This is a genomic window from Serratia sp. Ser99, from assembly GCF_024519545.1.
Lineage (GTDB): Bacteria > Pseudomonadota > Gammaproteobacteria > Enterobacterales > Enterobacteriaceae > Serratia > Serratia liquefaciens.
Genome location: NZ_JALJRT010000015.1, coordinates 1 through 22,825, shown reverse-complemented (window position 1 = coordinate 22,825; position 22,825 = coordinate 1). Strand labels below are relative to the sequence as shown.

The window sequence follows — 22,825 nt, the reverse complement described above, 5'->3', positions numbered from 1 at the left end:
TAAGCCGACTATGCTCACGCGCTTGCGAGAAATTGTTGAGAAGGTGGCCGCGGCGGCCAGCCTGACAGATGCGCTGGATCTTTTGGTCAATGAAACCTGTCTGGCAATGGATACGGAAGTCTGTTCCATCTATCTGGCAGACAATGACCGCCGCTGTTATTACCTGATGGCGACACGCGGGTTAAAAAAACCGCGTGGGCGCACTATCGCACTGGCCTTTGATGAAGGCATCGTCGGCCTGGTTGGGCGCCGTGCGGAGCCGATTAACCTGGCGGACGCGCAGAGCCACCCCAGCTTCAAATATATTCCCCAGGTGAAGGAGGATCGGTTCCGATCCTTCCTCGGCGTGCCGATCATTCATCGCCGCCAACTGCTGGGCGTATTGGTGGTTCAGCAGCGTGAGCTGCGCCAGTTCGACGAAAGCGAAGAGTCTTTTATGGTGACGCTGGCCACGCAAATGGCCGGTATCCTATCCCAATCGCAGCTTAACGCTCTTTTTGGCCAGTATCGCCAGACGCGCATTCGTGCGCTGGCGGCATCGCCAGGCGTGGCGGTGGCCGAAGGTTGGCAGGACAGCAGCCAGCCGTCACTCGATCAGGTTTACAAGGCCTCAACGCTCGATACTGCCAGCGAACGTGAACGCCTGACTCAGGCGCTGGAAGAAGCCGGGGCGGAATTCCGCCGTTTCAGCAAGCGCTTTGCCGCCAGCTCGCAAAAAGAGAGCGCGGCGATTTTCGATCTTTACTCTCACCTGCTGAACGACGCCCGTCTCAAGCGCGAACTTTTCGCCGAGATCGATGCCGGCTCCGTGGCCGAATGGGCGGTGAAACAGGTGATCGAAGTCTTTGCCGCCCAGTTCGCCAGCCTGCAAGACACCTACATGCGCGAGCGCGCCAGCGATCTGCGCGCGCTAGGTCAGCGCCTTTTATTCCACCTCGACGATACCACTCAGGGCGCAACCCAGTGGCCGGCGCGTTTTGTGCTGGTGGCCGATGAACTGACCGCTACCCTGTTGGCCGAAATGCCACAGGACAGGCTGGTCGGCGTGGTGGTCCGCGACGGTGCCGCCAACTCACACGCGGCTATTTTGGTGCGGGCGATGGGTGTGCCGACGGTGATGGGGGCGGATATCCAGCCTGCATTGCTCAGCCAGCGCCTGCTGATTGTCGATGGCTATCGCGGCGAGCTGCTGGTTGATCCTGAGCCGGTGCTGGTGCAGGAATACCAGCGGCTGATCACCGAAGAGCTGGAATTAAGCCGATTGGCGGAAGACGACGTCGAACAGCCGGCTCAGCTCAAAAGCGGCGAGCGAGTGCAGGTGATGCTCAACGCCGGTCTTAGCCCGGAACACGAGCAATTGCTGGGAGGGCGCGTCGATGGCGTCGGCCTCTACCGTACCGAAATTCCATTTATGCTGCAGAGTGGCTTCCCTTCCGAAGAGGAACAGGTCGCCCAATATCAGGGTATGTTGCAGCTCTATCCGAACAAGCCGGTGACGCTGCGCACGCTGGATATCGGCGCCGATAAGCAGCTGCCTTATATGCCTATCAGCGAAGAAAACCCCTGTCTGGGTTGGCGCGGTATCCGCATCACCCTGGATCAGCCGGAAATCTTCCTGATCCAGGTGCGCGCCATGCTGCGTGCCAATGCCGGTACCGGCAATCTGGGCATTTTGCTGCCGATGATCACCAGTCTGGAAGAGATCGACGAGGCCCGACGCCTGATCGACCGCGCTGGGCGGGAAGTGGAAGAAGTGCTGGGGTATGAAATTCCCAAACCCAAACTTGGCGTAATGCTTGAAGTGCCGTCGATGATCTTCCTGATCCCGCATCTGGCCGGGCGGGTGGAGTTTATTTCGGTCGGTACCAACGACCTGACCCAGTACCTGTTGGCGGTTGATCGCAACAATACCCGAGTGGCGTCGCTATACGACAGCCTGCATCCTTCCATGCTGCAGGTGCTCAAGATGATTGTCGTTCAGGCCCAGGCCGTCGGGCTGCCGGTGGGGTTGTGCGGTGAACTGGCCGGCGATCCCATGGGGGCCTTGCTGCTGGTGGGCATGGGCTACCGCAACCTGAGCATGAACGGACGTAGCGTGGCGCGGATCAAATATCTGCTGCGGCATATTGAGCTCTCCGATGCCGAAGTGCTGGCGCAGCGGGTACTCAGTGCCCAAATGACCACCGAAGTGCGCCATCAGGTGGCGGCGTTTATGGAGCGGCGCGGCATGGGCGGGTTGATCCGCGGCGGCAAGTAACGCCGCAGGCTGACTGATTTTTTTACAGAACTTTTCCCAGCAGTCCAGTCCGGAGACGCTTAAGCTTATGCTATTATCCGCCTCCTCACTGTGTTGAAAGCAACGGAAAAAGTGCTCCTGCTGCGTTTCACCGCGTTTGGCACCTGCCGCCCCCGGATGGGGAAGAATAATAGACATGTTGTGGTGATAGATGACCAATAGCTATCTGGCGTTTCCTAAATTTGATCCGGTGATTTTCTCTATCGGCCCGGTCTCTCTGCATTGGTACGGTCTGATGTACCTGGTTGGCTTCGTTTTTGCCATGTGGCTGGCGGTGCGCCGTGCCAACAAACCGGGCAGCGGCTGGACCAAGGATGAAGTAGAGAACCTGCTGTATGCCGGTTTCCTCGGCGTGTTCGTCGGTGGCCGCGTTGGCTATGTGTTGTTCTACAACCTGCCGCTGTTCCTGGATAACCCGCTCTATCTGTTCAAAGTCTGGGATGGCGGTATGTCGTTCCACGGCGGCCTGATGGGGGTTATTCTGGTGATGTTCTGGTTCGCTCGTCGTACCAAACGCACCTTCTTCCAGGTTTCTGATTTTATTGCCCCGCTGATCCCCTTCGGCCTGGGGGCCGGCCGCTTGGGCAACTTTATCAACGGCGAACTCTGGGGCCGTGTTACCACCGATACCCCATGGGCGATGCTGTTCCCAAGTTCACGCGCGGAAGACGTAGCGCTTGCCGCCGCCGATCCGCAACTGCTGCCGATCCTGAATCAATACGGCGTGCTGCCGCGCCACCCGTCCCAGCTGTATGAACTGCTGCTGGAAGGCGTGGTGCTGTTTATCATTCTGAACCTGTTTATTCGCAAACCGCGGCCGATGGGCGCCGTTTCCGGCCTGTTCCTGATTGGTTATGGCGTATTCCGCATTATCGTCGAAGCTTTCCGTCAGCCGGATGCCCAGCTCGGCCTGTTCGACGGCGTAATCAGCATGGGGCAGATCCTGTCCGTTCCTATGGTGGTGGCCGGTATTATTATGATGATTTGGGCGTATCGTCGTCGCCCGCAGCAACAACTGTCGTGAGGAACAAATGAAACAGTATCTGGATTTGATGAACAAAGTGCTCGCCGAGGGCACCCCTAAAGCCGACCGTACCGGCACTGGCACGCTGTCGATTTTCGGCCACCAGATGCGTTTCAATTTGCAGGAAGGCTTCCCGTTGGTGACCACCAAAAAATGTCACCTGCGTTCGATCATCCATGAACTGTTGTGGTTCCTGAACGGCGACACCAACGTGGCTTACCTGAAGGAAAACAAGGTCAGCATCTGGGACGAGTGGGCCGACGAGAACGGCGACCTTGGCCCGGTGTACGGCAAACAGTGGCGTGCCTGGGGAGCCGCAGACGGTCGTCAGATCGACCAGTTGACCACGGTGCTGAATCAGCTGAAACAGGATCCGGATTCACGCCGCATCATAGTCTCGGCCTGGAACGTGGGTGAATTGGATCAGATGGCGCTGGCGCCATGCCATGCGTTCTTCCAGTTCTACGTGGCGGACGGCAAATTATCCTGTCAGCTGTACCAGCGCTCGTGCGATGTGTTCCTCGGCCTGCCGTTCAACATTGCCAGCTACGCGCTGTTAGTGCATATGATGGCGCAGCAATGCGATCTGGAAGTGGGTGATTTCGTCTGGACCGGCGGCGATACCCACCTGTACAGCAACCATATGGAACAAACCCAGCTGCAGCTGACCCGTGAACCGCGTGCCTTGCCAACGCTTTTGATCAAACGCAAACCGGCATCGCTGTTTGATTACCGTTTCGAAGACTTTGAAATCGAAGGGTACGATCCGCATCCCCCAATCAAAGCACCGGTTGCTATCTGATTTTCTCCGCATAAGTTATCCCCGAGGGCGCACAGGTTGCGCCCTTATCTTTTCCTGCCGTTCCCTTACTGCGGACTGCATCGCATTTTGTTGTGCTCGCTTACCTGTTGCATAGAAAGCCTGCGCGATGTGCTTCAAGGCCGAAAAGCCCCCCTTTACCCTGTTGCGCGCCTGATTACACTGGCCGCCATGAACGACGAGATGAAGTTTAACCCCGATGGCCAGCGCGGCATGACGCTGATAGAACTGCTGGTGGTGATTACCCTGGCGGGTCTGCTGACGGGCTGGGGTGTCAGCCACTGGCGTCATTATCAGCAGGCTTTGCGGTTGGAACACACTGCACAACAACTGCTGGCTTTTCTCAACCGGTTGCAGGCTGATGCCAACTGGCACAACCGCACGGCGCTGCTGGGGATTAAACCCGGAACGACCTGGTGTATCGGTGAAGGTCAAACGCCTGCGAATTGCGCTGCACTCGACGATGACATCTTCAAGCCGCATTACCCTGATGTGCGGCTGACAGGCCATACCCAAAAAGAGATGGGGTTTTATGGCCTGCGCAATAATGCGCAGGCGGGGCATATTGTGCTTAGCAACGGTGCAGGCAGCCTGAGATTGGTGCTTTCTGCCAAGGGGCGACTGCGATTGTGCAGCGAAGGGGTGGGCATCAGGGGGGTTGCGCTATGTCAGCCTTAGAGCGGGGTTTTACGCTGCCGGAGGTGATGTTGGCGCTGACGTTCGGCAGCCTGATTGCGCTTGCTGCCGCCAAAACCTATCCGGTTTTACGTCAACACAGCGTCGATGTCGGCAGGCACTACCGGCTGGAGTCGGTACTGCGGCAATTGGCCTTCGGCATAGAGAAAGATCTGCGCCGTGCGGGGTTTTGCGCCGGTCAGTGCCGTGGGCAACCAATACTGCTTAGCCACCTTCCCGGAGAAGCGGCGGGCAGTTGCGTGATTATCGCCTATGACATCAGTCGTAACGGCCATTGGGAGGCTTTCGGCGCCGATGCCGACTATTTCGGTTATCGCCTGCGCCAGGGGATGTTGGAAGGGCAGCGGGGTATTAATCATTGTCGGGGCGGTGGCTGGGAACGTCTGATCGATAACGACGAAGTGCGTATCGAAGCCTTCAGCGTAAAGACCAACCTGGGTGAAAACGGAAAAACCTGGGCTACGCTGGCGCTGAGCGGCCGTGCGAAAGCGGACGACGGTATACGGCGCAGCCTGGTCTGGGCGGTCAATATGGCTTCTCTGCCATGAACATTAGTGCCGAACGAGGCGGCAGTACCTTGGCGGCCGTAATGATGCTGTTGGTGATGGGGCTGATGCTGTTGAATGCCCAGCACCGGCAATTGGATAGCGCTTTGTTATTGGCGACCGATGAGAAGCGCTATTTACGGGCATACAATCAGGCCGCTTCAGCGCTCAGTTGGGGTGTGGCGCAGTCCTGGTCACACGGGCAACTGAATGAGAGTGGCTGGTGGTGCCGGCAAACAACTGAGCTACGTGCCTGCGCAAAATTATCCTCCCAGGCGGGTATTGTCCTGGTGCGAGGTGAAGCACCGATGAATGGCGCAGAGCCTTTGCGGTTATATCAACGGAGCAAACCTGAGGGCGCAACCGGAGAGATTGCGCTCAGAGCAGAAACCGGCGGGTGGCTAGATTTTTGCCCTGAAAAAAAGCAGGCGGACTGTGAGGATTAACCCAACTGATGCATCTGACGCAACCCTATGGCGCCAGCGGGGTTTCAGCTTGCCGGAGGTCTTGATTGCCGCGTTGCTGTTCGCGGTGTCGCTACTGGGGTTGTTACAGTATCATCAGGTGCTGTTGCAGTCGTTCCAGCGTCAGTGGCAGTATCGACAGGCGTGGTCGTTGGCGCACCAGCATCTGGAAGTGTTCGCCGCTACCGGTCGCATGGATGCCGGGCTGCCGCCACTGGCACCCGGCTGGCGGCGTGAGACCAGCTTGAGCAGCCCACAGCCTGCCTGTCAGCGGTTAGTGGTAAGAATACAAACGCCCCAACAGCAGTGGGCGGAACTGAGTCGTTGGTACTGCATGCGCCAGTGAGCTGGCACATATTTTGTTTTAAGGGAGCGCCCAATGTTTAAGGTTTATCACTCCAATCAGTTGGACGTGTTAAAAACGCTGACCAGCATTTTGATAGCCAGAGAGCCCTTGGCCGATCCTTTCCAACAGGAAGTGGTGTTGGTGCAGAGCCCCGGTATGGCGCAGTGGCTGCAGATGCAACTGGCGGAGCAGTTCGGCATTGCCGCCAACATCGCTTTCCCCCTGCCGGCTACCTTCATCTGGGACATGTTTACCCGGGTGTTACCGGGTATCCCGAAAGAGAGCGCCTTCAGCAAAGACGCCATGACCTGGAAGCTGATGTGGCTGCTGCCCGATTTACTCACCCAGCCTGAATTTGCTCCACTGCAGCATTACCTCACCGACGACGGCGACAAACGTAAAATTCATCAACTGGCCGGTCGGGTGGCTGACCTGTTTGACCAATACCTGGTGTATCGCCCGCAATGGCTGGAAAGCTGGCAGAAGGGCGAACGCGTTGACGGACTGGCGGAAGCGCAGCAATGGCAGGCCCCGCTGTGGGCGCGCCTGGTAGAGTACACCGCGGAATTGGGGCAGCCGGAATGGCATCGCGCCAACCTGTATCGCCGTTTTATCAACGAGCTGGAAAAGGCACAGGAGCCCCCGGCGGGATTGCCGCCACGGGTCTTTATCTGCGGCATTTCGGCATTGCCGCCGGTCTATCTGGAGGCCCTCCAGGCGCTGGGCAGGCACATTGACGTCCACCTGATGTTCACTAACCCTTGCCGCTACTACTGGGGAGATATTCAGAGTCAATCATTTCTGGCGAAATTGCAGAGCCGCAAACGACGCCATTATCAGGATCAAACCGAATATGCGTTATTCAAAGATCCTGAAAATGCCGCCGCGCTGTTTAATGAAGCCGGTGAGCAAGACCTGCCGAACCCGCTGCTGGCCTCATGGGGCAAGTTGGGACGCGACCACCACTTTTTGCTTTCGCAGATCGAATCTGCGCAGGAAGTTTTCGCATTTGTCGATATCCCTGCGGACAATCTGTTGCATGGCATTCAGTACGATATGCTGGAGCTGAAGAACAGTGCGGTTATCGGCACCACGCCGGAAACGCTGGAAAGCAGCGCCACCAAACGACGACTGGATCCTGCCGATCGCTCCATCAGCCTGCACGCTTGCCACAGCCCGCAGCGTGAAGTTGAGGTGCTGCACGATCAGTTATTGAGCATGTTGGCGGATGACCCTGAGCTGACGCCGCGCGACATTATTGTGATGGTGGCGGACATCGACAATTACACGCCTTATATCCAGGCGGTATTCGGCAATGCCTCCCCAGAACGCTACCTGCCGTTTGCCATTTCTGACCGCAAAGCCAGCCAGGCCCACCCGGCGCTGCAGGCTTTTATCTCGCTCTTGGATCTGCCGCAGAGCCGCTTTACCTCAGAGCAGGTGCTGGCACTGCTGGAGGTTCCCGCACTGGCGGCGCGATTCTCCATCCGGGAAGAGGGCCTGCGTCTGTTGCGCCATTGGGTGGGTGAATCCGGCGTACGCTGGGGCCTGGATGATGACAACGTGCGCGAACTGGATTTGCCCGCCACCGGACAGCACACCTGGCAATTTGGCATTACGCGTATGCTGTTGGGTTACGCCATGGACAGCAATGCCGGTGACTGGCAGGGGGTCTTGCCCTACGACGAATCGAGCGGATTGGTCGCCGAGCTGGCTGGGCAGCTAGCTGAGCTGCTGGCGGCGTTGAGCCGCTGGCGGCAACGACTAGGGCAACTGCGTACGCTGCCGGAATGGCAGCCACTGTGCCGCCAACTGCTGGAGACCTTCTTTGAGCAGGACGGCGAAACCGAAGTGGTGCTGGCGCTGATTGAGCAGCAGTGGAACAAGCTGTTCGAGTTCGGGTTGGCGGCCCGTTATCCCGATGAGGTGCCACTATCCATCCTGCGTGATGAACTGGCGTCACGCCTCGATCAGGAGCGGATCAGCCAGCGTTTCCTGGCCGGGCAAATCAATTTCTGCACCCTGATGCCGATGCGTTCCATCCCGTTTAAAGTGGTGTGCCTGCTGGGCATGAACGACGGCGTTTACCCACGGACGCTGCCGCCGTTAGGCTTTGATCTGATGGCACAGCAGGTCAAGCGTGGCGATCGTAGCCGTCGTGATGATGACCGTTATTTATTCCTGGAGGCGATACTGTCGGCGCAGCAACGGCTGTATATCAGCTTTATTGGCCGTTCCATTCAGGATAACAGCGAACGTTACCCTTCGGTGTTGGTGACCGAGCTGCTGGAATACCTTGAACAGAGCTACTGCCTGCCGGGGGATGAAGCGTTGGACGCCGATGGCAGTGCAAAACGCGTGGGTGATCACTTGCTCAACTGGCACTCGCGTATGCCGTTTGCCGCCGAGAATTTCCTGCCCGGTACAGAAGATCAGAGCTACGCCGCGGAATGGCTGCCGGCCGCCGACGGAAAAGGAGCTGCACATCCGGCGTTTAATCAACCTCTGCTGCCGGAAGCACAAACCCAGATTTTGCTGGATGACTTGCTGCGATTCTATCGCCACCCTATCCGCGCCTTCTTCCAACTCCGTCTGGGGGTCAGCTTCATTTTGGAAGAAACCGAGCTGCCGGATGAAGAGCCCTTTACCCTGGATAATCTCAGCCGTTATCAGTTCAACAGCCAACTGTTGAATACTCTGATTGACGGTGAGGACGCCACTCGCCTGTTTCAGCGAGTTCGTGCCGCTGGCGGATTACCCTTTGGCCCATTCGGTGAAATTTATTGGCAGAAGCAGCAGGAAGAGATGGCTGAACTGGCTGAGCAGGTGCGGGCAGAGCGCAGCGAAGGGCACAGTCTTGAACTGGATATCGACATTGCCGGCGTGCGCATTAGCGGCTGGTTGCATCAGGTTCAGGAAGACGGGCTGTTACGTTGGCGGCCATCCACCCTGTCGGCCGTCGATGGGATATTGCTGTGGCTGGAGCATCTGGTGTACTGCTGCGCCGGTGGCACAGGGGAAAGCCGTATTTACGGTCGCAAAGGGGCAGCCTGGCGTTTTGCCGCCCTGAGCGCAGAGGATGCCCATGAGCAACTGGCCGAATTGGTGGCCGGTTATCAGCGCGGTCTGTGTCGGCCGTTGCTGTTGCTGAACAAAAGCGGCTGGGCTTGGCTAAGCCAATGTTACCAGCAGGAAACGCAGCAGATTGACTGGGATGAAGAGGTGCAAATCAAGGCTCGAGCCAAGCTGCTGCAGACCTGGCAGGGCGATCAGCGCATTCCGGGAGAAGGCGAAGACCCTTATGTGCAGCGGGTATTCCGGCAGTTGGATAATCCTTGTTTAGCGCAAATTCTGGCCGAAACAGAACGTTACCTTCTGCCGGTTGCGCGACATAACCTTGGGTAACAATCCCCCGGTGGTACTGATTGCCGGGAGGTGGTAAAAATAATTAGGGTTATATTCAACTATCGGGGTCAGCTCCGGTCTTACATAACGTACAAGCATATAGATATTATTGTGTTGTTTTGATGTGCGCCGTCAACGTCAGGGATTTGGCGCGATGGCGTCAGAATAGGGGTTTATTTTGGATATGCGCAGACAGTTGGCCCGCATCACCGGGTTAGTATTATTGGTTATGTTTTGGGCACCGTTGAGCTTGGCCGCACAGGGATGGCAACCGCTGGCGGAGAAGATCAACAAAAGCGATCACGATCCGCGTCAGTATCAGGCGATCAAACTGACGAACGGCATGACCGTGCTGCTGGTGTCCGATGCTCAGGCACCAAAATCGCTGGCGGCGCTGGCGTTGCCGGTGGGCTCGCTGGAGGATCCGAACAGCCAGCTTGGGCTGGCGCACTACCTGGAGCACATGGTGCTGATGGGATCCAAGCGCTATCCGCAGCCGGAAAACCTGTCCGAGTTTCTGAAGAAACACGGTGGCAGCCATAACGCCAGCACCGCCTCTTACCGCACCGCATTCTATCTGGAAGTGGAAAACGATGCGCTGGCCCCGGCGGTAGACCGCATGGCGGATGCCATTGCCGAGCCGATATTGGATCCAGGCAATGCCGATCGCGAACGTAATGCAGTGAATGCCGAACTGACGATGGCACGTTCGCGTGACGGTATGCGCATGGCGCAGGTCGGGGCGGAAACGCTAAACCCGGCTCACCCGAGTGCGCGTTTTTCCGGCGGTAACCTCGATACCCTGAAAGACAAGCCCGGCAGCAAGCTGCACGACGAGCTGACCGCATTCTATCAACGCTATTATTCCGCCAATCTGATGATGGGGGTGTTGTATAGCAATCAACCCTTGCCGGCATTGGCTGAACTGGCGGCCAAAACCTTTGGCCGCGTACCTAACCATGATGCCAGCGTACCGCCGATAACCGTCCCGGCCGTCACGTCTGAGCAACAGGGGATCATTATTCACTATGTGCCGGCCCAGCCGCGCAAGCAGTTGAAGGTCGAGTTCCGCATCGACAACAACAGCGCTGAGTTCCGCAGTAAAACTGATACTTATATCGCTTACCTGATTGGCAACCGCAGCCAAAACACGCTGTCGGACTGGCTGCAGAAGCAAGGGTTGGCGGATGCAATCAATGCCGGGGCCGATCCTATGGTCGATCGCAACGGCGGGGTGTTTTCTATCAGCGTTTCGCTGACCGATAAAGGCCTGGCCAAACGTGACGAGGTGGTTGCCGCAATTTTCAATTACCTGAAGATGTTACGCAGCGAAGGCATCAAGCAAAGCTATTTTGATGAGATCTCCCACGTACTGAACCTGGATTTCCGTTATCCCTCGATCACCCGTGATATGGATTATATCGAATGGCTGGTGGATACCATGCTGCGCGTGCCGGTCGAACATACGCTGGATGCGCCTTACCTGGCCGACCGCTATGATGCCAAAGCGATTGCCGAGCGTCTGGACGCCATGACGCCGCAAAACGCACGCATCTGGTTTGTCAGCCCGAATGAACCGCATAACAAAACGGCCTACTTCGTTAATGCGCCATATCAGGTCGATAAGATTACGCCGCAGCGCTTCGAGCAGTGGCAGCAATTGGGCAAGGGGATCAGCCTGTCGTTGCCGGCCTTGAACCCGTATATACCTGATGATTTCAGCCTGACCAAGCCTTCGCACGAGTTCAAAAAACCGGAGATGGTGGTCGACCAACCGGGCCTGCGCGTATTGTATATGCCGAGCCGCTACTTCGCCGACGAGCCTAAAGCCGACGTTACAGTGGCGTTCCGCAATGCAAAAACCATGGACTCGGCGCGCAACCAGGTGCTGTTCTCGTTGACCGACTATCTGGCGGGAATTTCGCTGGATCAGCTGAGCTATCAGGCCTCGGTTGGCGGCTTGAGTTTCTCTACTTCACCGAACAACGGTCTGCAATTCAACGCCAACGGCTTCACTCAGCGTCTGCCGCAGTTGCTGACGTCGTTGATTGAGGGATACTCCAGCTTCACGCCGACGGAAGACCAACTGGCGCAGGCCAAATCCTGGTATTTGGAGCAACTGGATTCTGCCGAAAAGGGCAAAGCCTTCGAACTGGCGATTCAGCCGGTGCAGATGGTTTCCCGCGTGCCGTACTCCGAACGCAGCGAGCGCCGTGAGGTGTTGAAAACCCTGACGCTGAAAGACGTGCTGGCCTACCGCGACAGTCTGCTGGCCGATGCAACACCGGAGTTGCTGGTGGTGGGCAATATGAGCAAGCAACAGGTGGATACGCTGGCCTCCACGTTGAAACACCGTCTGGGGTGCACCGGTATTGAATGGTGGCACGGCGAAGACGTTGAAGTGGCTAAAAAGCAGCTAGCCAACCTGCAGCGTGCCGGCAGCAGCACCGACTCGGCGCTGGCAGCGGTCTATGTGCCGACCGGCTATGACGAAGTGACCGGCATGGCCTACAGCTCGCTGTTGGGCCAGATTATTCAGCCGTGGTTCTACAGTCAGCTGCGTACCCAGGAGCAATTGGGCTATGCGGTATTTGCTTTCCCGATGTCCGTGGGGCGGCAGTGGGGGATTGGTTTCCTGTTGCAAAGCAACAGCAAGCAGCCGGCATATCTGTACCAGCGCTATCAGGATTTCTACCCGAAAACCGAAAAACGCCTGCGTGAGATGAAACCGGCCGACTTTGAACAGTATAAGCAGGCGATGATCAACGAGTTGAAACAGCGCCCGCAAACCCTGAGTGAAGAGGCTGGCCGTTTTGCCAATGACTTCGATCGCGGCAATTTTGCGTTTGACACCCGCCATAAGCTGATTGAACAGATCAAGCAACTGACGCCGGTCAAATTGGCGGACTATTTCCATCAGGCGGTGATCCAGCCGCAGGGTCTGGCGGTATTGTCGCAGGTGAGCGGCAGCGGCCAGGAGAAGGCGGATTATGCAGTGCAGCCGGAGTGGGTGACTTATCCTAATGCGTCCGCACTGCAGCAAACTCTGCCGCGTAAGGTCGCTACACCATGACAGAGACTACCCCGCAGCGGCTTGATCCGCTAACGTTGCCGCTGTTTGGCGAACGGCTGATAGAAGCCTCGGCGGGGACCGGCAAGACCTTTACCATCGGGGCGCTGTATCTGCGCCTGCTGCTTGGCCTGGGCCAGGCGGCAGCGTTTCCCCGGCCGCTGACGGTAGAGGAGATCCTGGTGGTGACCTTTACCGAGGCCGCCACCGAGGAGTTGCGTGGGCGTATTCGCAGCAATATCCATGGGTTGCGTATTGCCTGTGTCCGTGGCCGTAGCAAGGATCCGTTATTTACCTCGCTGATGGCGGAGATTAAAGATCTGCCCGACGCCGCTACGCAGCTGTTGGCGGCCGAGCGGCAGATGGACGAAGCTGCGATATACACCATCCACGGTTTCTGTCAGCGTATGCTGACCCACAACGCCTTCGAGTCCGGCATTCTGTTTGAGCAAACTCTGGTGCAGGATGAGTTGCCGCTGCGTCGCCAGGCCTGTGCGGATTTTTGGCGTCGCCATTGTTACCCGTTGCCGCTGGGCGTGGCCCGGGCGGTAAGTCAGGAATGGAGCGGCCCGGAAGCCCTGCTGGCCGATCTCTCCGGTTATTTGCATGGCGAAGCGCCGCTGTTGCGACGACCGCCGAAAGATGACGAAACGGTGCTGATGCGCCATGAGCAAATCGTGGCGCGTATTGACGCCATTAAAGCGCAGTGGGTGTCGGCAGCAGGCGATCTGGAGGCCTCAATCAGCCAGTCCGGCGTGGACAAGCGCAGCTACAGCAGCAAGCATCTGCCCAACTGGCTGCATAAGGTGGGCGAATGGACGGTGCTGGAAACGCAGGACTATCAGCTGCCGAAAGAGCTGGAGAAATTCCGTCAGTCGGTGCTGTTGGATAAAACCAAAAAAGGCGAGCCGCCACGTCATCCGCTGTTTGTGGCTATCGACGAACTTTTTGATGAACCGCTGACGCTGCGAGATTTGATCATGGCGCGGGCATTGAGCGAGATTCGCCTTTCTATTCAGCAAGAAAAGCGTCAACGAGCCGAGTTGGGCTTTGACGATTTGCTCAGCCGTTTGGATAGCGCACTGCACAGTGAAGGTGGCGATCGGTTAGCGCAGGCGATCCGTCAGCGTTATCCGGTGGCGATGATCGATGAATTCCAGGATACCGATCCGCAGCAATACCGCATCTTCCAAAAGCTTTACGTTGGCCGCCCCGAATGCGGCCTGCTACTGATAGGCGACCCGAAACAGGCGATTTATGCCTTCCGCGGTGCCGACATCTTTACCTATATGCGAGCCCGCTCAGAGGTAAGCGCCCACTATACGCTTGAGACCAACTGGCGCTCGTCACCGGCAATGGTCGGCAGCGTTAACCATCTGTTTGCTCAGGTGGAAAAACCCTTCCTGTTCAGCCAAATTCCCTTTATTGACGTGGCCGCTGCCGCAAAAAACCGGGGCTTGGCTTTTGAACTGCAAAACCAACCGCAACCGGCAATGCAATTCTGGCTGCAGCAGGGAGAAGGTGTTGGCGTTAGTGAGTACCAACAATTGATGGCACGCCTGTGTGCCGCGCAAATCCGTGACTGGCTCAGCGCCGGGCAACAGCAGCAGGCTTGGCTGGTGGATGGCGATAAACGCCGGGCGGTGCAGGCTTCAGACATTACCGTGCTGGTGCGTAGCCGTAACGAGGCGGCGTTAGTTCGCGATGCGCTCAGTGCGCTGGCCATTCCTTCGGTTTATTTGTCCAACCGCGACAGCGTGTTTGATACGCCAGAGGCCAAGGATTTGCTGTGGTTGCTGCAGGCCGTGCTGGCACCGGAGCAGGAGCGAACCTTGCGCAGCGCTATGGCGACCGGGCTGATGGGATTGGACGCATTGGTGCTGGACAGTTTGAATCAGGATGAGCGCGCCTGGGATAGGCTGGTCGACGAGTTTGACGGCTATCGCTCCCTCTGGCTGCGTCGGGGAGTATTGCCGATGTTGCGCGAGGTGATGAAGCAGCGCCATCTGGCAGAAAACCTGTTGGCCACGCAGGGTGGCGAGCGCCGATTGACCGACGTGATGCATTTGGGGGAACTGTTGCAGGAAGCCTCAGCCCAGCTCGACAGCGAGCATGCGCTGGTACGTTGGCTGGCGCAGCAGATTGCCCAACCCAATCGTCAGTCTGACAACCAACAGCTACGTCTGGAAAGCGATCGCCATCTGGTGCAGGTGATCACCATCCATAAATCCAAAGGGCTGGAGTTTGATCTGGTGTGGCTGCCGTTCGTCGGTAATTTCCGCCAACAGCAGCAGGTGCTGTATCACGATCGCCAGAGCTTCCAGGCTTTGCTTGACCTCAACGCCGATGAAGAAAGTATCGAATGGGCGGAGGAGGAGCGACTGGCGGAGGATTTACGCCTGTTGTACGTGGCGTTGACCCGTTCGGTGTATCACTGCAGCATCGGTATTGCGCCGCTGATCCAAGGCACCCGCAAGAAGCAGGGGGATACAGATTTACACCGCAGTGCGCTGGGCTATCTGGTGCAAGCCGGCCAGGCCGGCGATGCGGCCTATCTGCAGCAATGCCTGCAACAGCTTGTCAGGGAAGGCGTTGCGCTGTCGCTGGTCGACACGCTGGATGAACAGCCCTGGTTGCCGCAAACGCCGGAATTGAGCGAACTGGCCGCCAAAGGTTTTTCACGTCAGGTGCAGGATTTTTGGCGAGTGACCAGCTATACCGGCTTGCAACAGCACGGCGTGGGCCTGATGCAGGATTTATTGCCGCGGCTGGATGTTGATGCCGCAGGCGAGCAAGCTCAGGACAGTGAGCCAGCGCTCACACCGCACACTTTCCCTCGCGGTGCTACGCCAGGGACTTTCTTGCACAGCCTGTTTGAAACGCTCGATTTTACCCAACCGCTCGATGAACAGTGGCTGCTGGAGCAACTGCAACAACAAGGCTTTGCCGAACATTGGCAACCGATACTGCTGGCGTGGATGCAGGTGTTGCTCAACACTCCGCTCAATGATACCGGTGTCGTGCTGTCGGCATTGGCGCCGCAGCAAAAGCAGGCGGAACTGCAGTTTTACCTGCCTATCGACAGGCTGTTGCAGGCCCGTGAGCTGGATGCCCTGGTGAAAAACTACGATCCGCTTTCTGCTCGCTGCCCGGCACTGGATTTCCAACAGGTGCAGGGAATGTTGAAAGGGTTTATTGACCTGGTGTTCTGCTGGCAGGGGAAGTACTACCTGCTGGATTACAAATCCAACTGGTTGGGTGAGGACAGCAGTGCCTATACCCGGCCGGCGATGGAGCAGGCGATGGCAGAACACCGTTACGATCTGCAGTATCAGTTATATACCCTGGCGCTGCACCGTTATCTGCGCCATCGGCTGGTGGACTACGACTATCAACGGCACTTCGGCGGGGTGATTTATTTGTTCCTGCGCGGGGTGGATGCGCAGCATCCAGGCAACGGCATCTTCGCCTGTCGGCCAGAGCAAGCGTTAGTCGAGGGTATGGACAGGTTGTTCAGCGGCGAGGCCATTACGGCAGAGGATGAGCCATGATAGCTTTACTGGAACAGGCGCAGGCACTCGGCGTGCTGCGCCCGCTGGATTTACAGTTTGCCCGCGTGGTGGCCACAGCGGACCAGCCGGATATTTTATTGGCTGCCGCTTGCCTCAGCGCCGAGGCGGGTGCCGGCCATGTTTGCCTGATGCTGGAACAGTTGTTGCCGGAGAATCTTTTTGACGGACGTCAGCCAGAGCTGGCGCAGGCTGTGTGGTTGGCGGCCGGGCAGCCCGATCTGACCGACTGGCAGCAGCGCCTGTCCGCCAGTGCGGCGGTTGGCGATGGCAGCACGGCGATGCCGATGGTGTTGCAACAGCAGCGTTTGTACCTGCAGCGCATGTGGCAGAACGAAGGTGAGGTTGCCGATTTTATCAGCGGTGACAGCCTCCATCAGGCGGTTGAAGAAGCCGAGCTACGCACCATTCTCGATCAATTATTTGGCGAAGCGACCGACGAACCGGACTGGCAGAAAATTGCCGCCGCGGTGGCCGCCACGCGGCGCATTGCCGTCATTTCCGGCGGACCGGGCACCGGTAAAACGACCACCGTGGCCAAGCTGTTGGCCGCGTTGGTGCAGCTTGCCGAAGGCCGACGTTTGCGCATTCAGTTAGCGGCACCCACCGGTAAAGCGGCGGCGCGCTTGACCGAATCCTTAGGCAGCGCCGGCAGGCAACTGGCGCTAACGCCGGAGCAACGTGCGCTGTTCCCAACCGAAGCCTCCACTCTTCACCGTCTGCTAGGCGCTCAGCCCAACAGCCAGCGTATGCGTTATCACCGTGGCAACCCGCTGCATCTGGATGTACTGGTGGTCGATGAAGCCTCGATGGTTGACCTGCCGATGATGGCGCGCCTGATTGCCGCTTTGCCTGCTCAGGCGCGGGTGATTTTCCTGGGCGATCGCGATCAGCTGGCTTCGGTTGAGGCTGGCGCGGTGCTGGGCGATATCTGCCGCTTTGCCGAGCAAGGTTATAGCGTGGCACGGGCAGAACAGCTCTCGCGGCTGACGGGTTGTCTGCTGCAGGGGCAAAGTGCCGAGGCGGAGGCAGCCGTGCGCGACAGCCTGTGCCTGCTGCGCAAGAGCTATCGCTTTGATGCCAACTCGGGCATTGGTCAACTGGCCTTTGCGGTAAATGCCGGGGATGGCAAGAAGGCAGCATGGGCGCTGGGCGGCAATTTCAGTGACGTTACGGGGCACCCGTTGGCGGAAACGCAAGACTATCAGGCACTTTTGGATGCGTGCGTGGCGGGCTATCGTGATTATCTGCAGCAGGTGGCGACAGGTGCTGACGCGGTGACGATACTGGCTGCGTTTGGCCAATTCCAGGTGCTATGCGCGCTACGAGAGGGGCCATTCGGTATTGCCGGGTTGAATGAGCGGATTGAAACGGGACTGCAACGCGCCGGTTTGATCCAGCGTAAGCCAGGAACTGCGGGGCGCTGGTATCCGGGGCGTCCGGTGATGATTGGGCGTAATGACAGCGCGCTGGGGTTGTTCAACGGTGATATCGGTATTGCTTTGCGAGATGAGAGCGGCGAGCTGCGCGTTCATTTCCAACTGCCGGACGGTAGCATTAAGTCGGTGCAGCCGAGCCGTTTACCGGCGCATGAAACCGCCTATGCGATGACGGTGCATAAATCGCAGGGCTCGGAGTTCGATCATACGGTACTGGTACTGCCCAATCATTTCTTGCCGGTGCTGACCCGCGAACTGGTGTATACCGCGATTACCCGGGCGAGGAAGCAGCTTTCGCTGTATGCCACCGAAGCCGTTTTACTACGGGCGATCCGCACCCCGACCCAACGCCGCAGTGGGTTGGCCGAGCGGTTACAGATAACGGGTTAAGAGAAAGCTTGGGGCGCAGTTCATATGCTGCGCCCGCCACGGATTACAGATCGGCCAGCAGAATTTTGGAACGGCGTTGGTAGTTGTACAGCGCCTGTTTTTGCATTGGCAGCACGTCAACTTCCGCCGGGGTGAAACCGCGCTCCTGGAACCAGTGGATGCTGCGGGTGGTCAGCACGAACAGTTTACGCAGGCCCATCTGGCGCGCCTGACTCTCCACCCGCTGCAGCAACATTTCACCGCGTGATGAGCTGCGGTAATCCGGGTGCACCGCCACGCAGGCCATCTCGCCGATTTTCTCTTCCGGGAACGGATACAGCGCCGCGCAGGCTATGGTCAGGTTATCGCGTTCAATAATGGTGAACTTGTCGATCTCCATTTCTAACTGCTCACGTGAGCGGCGAACCAAAATGCCTTGCTGTTCAAGCGGACGGATCAGTTCGAGGATGCCGCCGATGTCGTTAATCGTGGCCCGACGCACCTGTTCCGCGCTCTCCATGACGATTTGGGTGCCGATACCATCGCGTGAGAACAATTCCTGCACCAACGCACCGTCTTCCTGATAGCTGATAAGGTGGCTGCGGCGTACGCCGCTGCGACAGGCCTTTACCGCGCCGCGCAGGAAGCGCACGGTGCCGGAATGGTAATCACCGCTCTCTTCCAGTTCTTCGATGCGTTTCTGCGCATCGTTGGGAAACAGTTCGGAGATGATATTGCCTTCCTGATCGGTGACCCCTTGAGACGAGCAGAAGCCGATCATCTTCTCGGCTTTCAGCTTGATGGCCAACTGGGTCGCCACTTCCTCTGACGTCAGGTTAAAGCTTTCGCCGGTAACCGAAACGGCAACCGGGCCGATTAGCACAATGGCGTTGCTGTCGAGCTGACGATGAATGGCTTCTTCATCAATACGACGGATACGGCCGCTGTGGCAGTAATCCACACCGTCATCGATACCCAGCGGTTGGGCAATGATAAAGTTACCGCTAACCACGTTGATATGCGCACCCTGCAGCGGTGTGTTGTTGAGGCTCATTGACAGCCTGGCGGTGATATCCAGTTGCAACAGGCCTGCTGCTTGTTTAACCAGCTCAAGGGTGTGGGCGTCGGTAACGCGCGTATGTTTGTGATAAATCGGTTCGTAATTATGCTGCGCCAAATTAACGTCGATTTGCGGCCGTGCGCCATAGACCACCACCAAACGAATGCCCAGGCTATGCAGCAGCCCGATATCGTTGACGATGTTGGAAAAGTTCTCATGTTCGATGGCTTCCCCGCCAAGCATGACGACAAACGTCTTGCCACGGTGGGCGTTGATATAGGGAACTGAGTGACGGAATCCTTGGACCAGCTCTGTACTACGTTCCTTCACGGCCAAACCTCATTTGCATATTTATACGGTATTTTTGTATTTTTATTCTTTTATTGGCCTGATGGCAAGTGGGAAATTGTCTCTATTTCTTTGCTAAGGGCGCTGAATCGTTAATAAATTGAAAAACCATAAAAAGATTTTCTGATGACAGCGCCGGAATGATTGGTTAAAGTTTTCGGCATTCCCGTTTACTGGTGTTTTTTTCATCTGTTTTAATCTGTTACCACTGCCGGAGTCGCATGCCAAACTCAAATCACAATCTGGGCCGCCGTCGTTTATTGCAGGGGGTTGCCGCTAGCTGGTTGCTGAGTGTGAGTCGGGTGGGCGTCGCCGCTTCGTCGCACGTCATCGCCGTACGTGTCTGGCCTTCGTCTACCTATACCCGAGTGACGCTCGAATCTAACGTTGAACTGAAATATAAACAGTTTGCGTTGACCAATCCCGATCGCGTGGTGGTGGATATCGAGGGCGTGCAGCTCAACAGCGTGCTTAAGGGCATTGTCGGCCAGGTACGCGACGACGATCCTTACCTGAAACAGGCGCGTGTCGGCCAGTTCGATCAAAACACCGTCAGGCTGGTGCTGGAGCTTAAACGCAGCGTCACGCCCCACATGTTTACATTGGCGCCGGTGCCGGAATACCGCAATCGTCTGGTGATGGATTTGTACCCGAGCAAGGGCGGCAGCGGCGAAGACTATGATCCGCTGTTGGCGTTACTGGAAGATTACAACAAGGGCGATCTTGAGCGCACTTTACCGGCGGAAGCACCGCAGGCCGGTAAAGCAGGGCGCGATCGGCCTATTGTCATCATGCTGGATCCCGGCCACGGCGGCGAGGATCCCGGTGCGATTGGCAAATTCAAAACGCGTGAAAAAGATATCGTACTGCAGATTGCCCGCCGCCTGAGCACCTTAATCAAGCGTGAGCCGAACATGAAGGTGTTTATGACGCGCAATGAGGACGTCTTCATTCCGCTTAAGGTGAGGGTGGCTAAGGCACGTAAGCAGCGCGCCGATCTGTTTGTGTCGATCCATGCGGATGCCTTCACCAACCGTGCTGCGCGCGGTTCGTCGGTATTTGCGCTGTCGACCAAGGGGGCCACCAGCTCGGCGGCCAAGTTCCTGGCGCAGACCCAGAACGAATCGGACCAAATCGGCGGTGTCAGCAAAAGCGGCGATCGCTATTTGGATCACACCATGTTTGATTTGCTACAAACCGCAACCATCAACGACAGCCTGAAATTCGGCAAGGAAGTGCTTAACCGAATGGGCAAAATCAACCGTTTGCATAAGAATCGCGTCGATCAGGCCGGTTTTGCGGTGTTAAAGGCGCCGGATATCCCCTCTATCCTGGTTGAAACGGCGTTTATCAGCAACATAGAGGAAGAGCGCAAACTGCGTACTACCCATTTCCAGCAGCAGGTGGCGGAGTCTATTCTCGCAGGTATCAAAGCGTATTTTGCTAACGGCGGTGCGGTTGCACGCAGCTAGAGGGCGGCGGCGGGGATCTACAGACCGCTGCGCTTTCGCAATAACTGTATTCCTGAACAAGCTGGAGTTTGCCCCAACGACGAATGTTTTGCCGAGTCTGCTCATCTCTGATTTTCTCTGAAACTGGCGACGAAAAAGTCGCGAATCCTATCGGCAGCACCCATTTCTTTGCCCCTTCACCGGTAATCGTCAAGCCAATGGTTGGCTGCAATAAGAGTGACTCCCCATTCCTCATCTGCTAAGGCTCCAGATCCAGGTTCGTCGACTCGCTCACACTCTGAGACACCAGCGCGCAAAATCCGTGTTGCAGATTGACAGGGGATAAAAAATATATTCTATTAAAAAATATATTTTATTCGCATAAAAAAGGATATCCCGTGTCAATGTCCGCAAACGAAGGAATGCAGAGCATTCAGGAAATGGTAGACAGCACGGGGACGCGTCGCGGCCAAGTGCTGTTGCTGACTATGTGCGCGCTTTGTCTTCTGTGTGATGGTTTCGATATCCAGGCTATGGGTTATGCCGCACCGGCCATTCGGGATGCCTGGTCGCTGGAAACCGCGGTGCTGGGCCCGGTGTTTAGCGCCGGATTGGCCGGCATTGCCATCGGTGCCTTTGCTCTGGGCTGGCTGGCCGATCGCATTGGGCGTAGGCCGTCCATCATTTCTGCCACGCTCATTTTTGGCGTATTCACCCTGTGTTCTGCCTTCGCCCAGAATGTTAACCAACTGATGGCGTTCCGTTTCCTTGCCGGTATAGCCTTAGGCGGCGTGATGCCCAACTGTATTGCATTGGTTGTCGAATACAGCCCCTTACGCCAGCGAGCGACCTATATCACCGCGATAACCTGTTTTTTTGCGATCGGCGGTGGGCTGGGTGGCGTTACCGCGGCTTTGCTGATCCCGCTCGTTGGCTGGCAGGCTATTTTTATTCTCGGGGGGCTTTTGCCGATTATCCTGGCGATTTCTATGTGGGCCTACCTGCCGGAGTCGGCACAATGGATGTTGAGATGCGGAAAGGGAGAAGCGGCAATTCGTTCAACCTTGCGAAAAGTGTTTCCGGAGCAGCAGGCCATGAGCGTCGATCTTTCCAACAGCCACATTGGCATGCAGCGCGCCAAAGCCACGGTGGTTGATCTCTTTCGAGATAACCGTGCTGCGTTCACCTTGCTGCTTTGGCTGGTGAATTTTATGAATCTTATCGATCTCTATTTTTTGGCAAATTGGCTGCCAACCCTGATCAAGGACGCGGGTCTGTCGCTGGAAATCGCCAATTTGGCCACGGGAGCATTGCAGTTTGGCGGGTTTTTAGGCACCCTGGCGCTGGGTCGCCTGATTGATAAATTCGGGGCTTACAGCGTGCTTATCACCGGCTTTTCAATTGCGGCCCTTTCAATAGCCGCGATAGGTTTTGAGCCGAAAAATCTGCTGATACTGTTCAGCTCGGTCTTTGTTACGGGCGTTTTCGTCGTCGGCGGCATGCCGGGGGTAAATGCGCTGGCTGCCGGCGGTTACCCGACATTTTTGCGTTCAACCGGTTTAGGCTGGGGATTGGGTATCGGACGGGGCGCTTCGATGCTCGGGCCTCTCTTGGGGGCTGCACTGATTGCCCGCCATTGGATGGCATCCGATCTGCTGCTGCTTGCGGCGGTGCCGGCGGTGGTATCGGCGTTAGCCATTGGGGGGATGTGGTTGCAAAAACGTGAAAGTCATTATGATTGATCGGGTGTGCTAACCTGATTTCATTGACGTCAGGGAGAGGGCGTTGTTCGCGGGAGTAAAATCGGGATTGGTGGATTTCAGATACAAAAAAACACCCGTTAAGGTGCTTGTCTGTGGTCATTAAGATTGGTTGCGGAGGCCGGATTTGAACCGACGACCTTCGGGTTATGAGCCCGACGAG

Annotated in this window: 14 protein-coding genes; 13 read left to right on the top strand and 1 reads right to left on the bottom strand. The window is 57.1% G+C overall.

Annotation, left to right across the window (positions count from 1 at the left end):
• Nucleotides 1–10 precede the first annotated feature (10 nt).
• The 11 genes from ptsP (at nt 11) to recD (ending at nt 18,064) form a co-directional block, all read left to right on the top strand.
• Complete coding sequence (ptsP, locus tag NR114_RS22145; protein ID WP_234529336.1) at nt 11–2,257, top strand: phosphoenolpyruvate--protein phosphotransferase; 2,247 nt, start codon at nt 11–13, stop codon at nt 2,255–2,257.
• A 190-nt stretch (nt 2,258–2,447) separates the two neighbouring features.
• A complete protein-coding gene (gene lgt / locus NR114_RS22140; RefSeq protein WP_020828398.1) occupies nt 2,448–3,320 on the top strand; it encodes a prolipoprotein diacylglyceryl transferase in 873 nt (290 codons plus the stop codon).
• A gap of 7 nt (nt 3,321–3,327) precedes the next feature.
• Entirely contained in the window at nt 3,328–4,122 is a 795-nt protein-coding gene (gene thyA / locus NR114_RS22135) for a thymidylate synthase (RefSeq protein WP_020828397.1), read from the top strand.
• 189 nt (nt 4,123–4,311) lie between these two features.
• Nucleotides 4,312–4,818 carry a prepilin peptidase-dependent protein gene (locus tag NR114_RS22130; protein ID WP_234529337.1) on the top strand — a complete coding sequence of 169 codons (507 nt, stop codon included), beginning with the start codon at nt 4,312–4,314 and terminating at the stop codon, nt 4,816–4,818.
• Nucleotides 4,806–5,384 carry a prepilin peptidase-dependent protein gene (locus NR114_RS22125; RefSeq protein WP_048760803.1) on the top strand — a complete coding sequence of 193 codons (579 nt, stop codon included), beginning with the start codon at nt 4,806–4,808 and terminating at the stop codon, nt 5,382–5,384. Before NR114_RS22130 ends, NR114_RS22125 begins: the two co-directional genes overlap by 13 nt.
• Nucleotides 5,381–5,827, top strand: a complete 447-nt coding sequence (locus NR114_RS22120) for a YgdB family protein (RefSeq protein WP_129983686.1) — start codon at nt 5,381–5,383, stop codon at nt 5,825–5,827. The genes NR114_RS22125 and NR114_RS22120 overlap by 4 nt, the downstream gene beginning before the upstream one ends.
• Entirely contained in the window at nt 5,817–6,191 is a 375-nt protein-coding gene (locus NR114_RS22115; protein ID WP_048760808.1) for a prepilin-type N-terminal cleavage/methylation domain-containing protein, read from the top strand. The genes NR114_RS22120 and NR114_RS22115 overlap by 11 nt, the downstream gene beginning before the upstream one ends.
• Nucleotides 6,192–6,224: 33 nt before the next feature.
• Nucleotides 6,225–9,596: an exodeoxyribonuclease V subunit gamma gene (gene recC, locus NR114_RS22110; RefSeq protein ID WP_234529338.1), complete on the top strand. Its 3,372-nt coding sequence runs from the start codon at nt 6,225–6,227 to the stop codon at nt 9,594–9,596.
• A gap of 184 nt (nt 9,597–9,780) precedes the next feature.
• Nucleotides 9,781–12,669 (top strand): pitrilysin, encoded by a 2,889-nt coding sequence (gene ptrA, locus NR114_RS22105; RefSeq protein ID WP_234529339.1) that lies wholly within the window; start codon nt 9,781–9,783, stop codon nt 12,667–12,669.
• Nucleotides 12,666–16,217 carry an exodeoxyribonuclease V subunit beta gene (recB, locus tag NR114_RS22100; RefSeq protein ID WP_256814502.1) on the top strand — a complete coding sequence of 1,184 codons (3,552 nt, stop codon included), beginning with the start codon at nt 12,666–12,668 and terminating at the stop codon, nt 16,215–16,217. Before ptrA ends, recB begins: the two co-directional genes overlap by 4 nt.
• Nucleotides 16,214–18,064: an exodeoxyribonuclease V subunit alpha gene (gene recD / locus NR114_RS22095; protein WP_046372762.1), complete on the top strand. Its 1,851-nt coding sequence runs from the start codon at nt 16,214–16,216 to the stop codon at nt 18,062–18,064. The genes recB and recD overlap by 4 nt, the downstream gene beginning before the upstream one ends.
• Before the next feature lie 43 nt (nt 18,065–18,107).
• Here the strand turns inward: recD and argA are convergent, their stop codons facing one another.
• The gene (gene argA, locus NR114_RS22090; protein WP_041414902.1) at nt 18,108–19,433 is read right to left on the bottom strand and encodes an amino-acid N-acetyltransferase; all 1,326 of its coding nucleotides are present in this window, start codon (nt 19,431–19,433) and stop codon (nt 18,108–18,110) included.
• Between the two features lie 239 nt (nt 19,434–19,672).
• Here argA and amiC point away from each other — a divergent pair, with 239 nt between their 5' ends.
• Both amiC and NR114_RS22080 read left to right on the top strand, forming a co-directional pair.
• Nucleotides 19,673–20,923, top strand: a complete 1,251-nt coding sequence (amiC, locus tag NR114_RS22085; RefSeq protein ID WP_046372763.1) for an N-acetylmuramoyl-L-alanine amidase AmiC — start codon at nt 19,673–19,675, stop codon at nt 20,921–20,923.
• A gap of 311 nt (nt 20,924–21,234) precedes the next feature.
• On the top strand, nt 21,235–22,644 hold the full coding sequence (locus tag NR114_RS22080; protein WP_256814501.1) for an MFS transporter: 1,410 nt from the start codon (nt 21,235–21,237) through the stop codon (nt 22,642–22,644).
• Nucleotides 22,645–22,825: the final 181 nt, after the last annotated feature.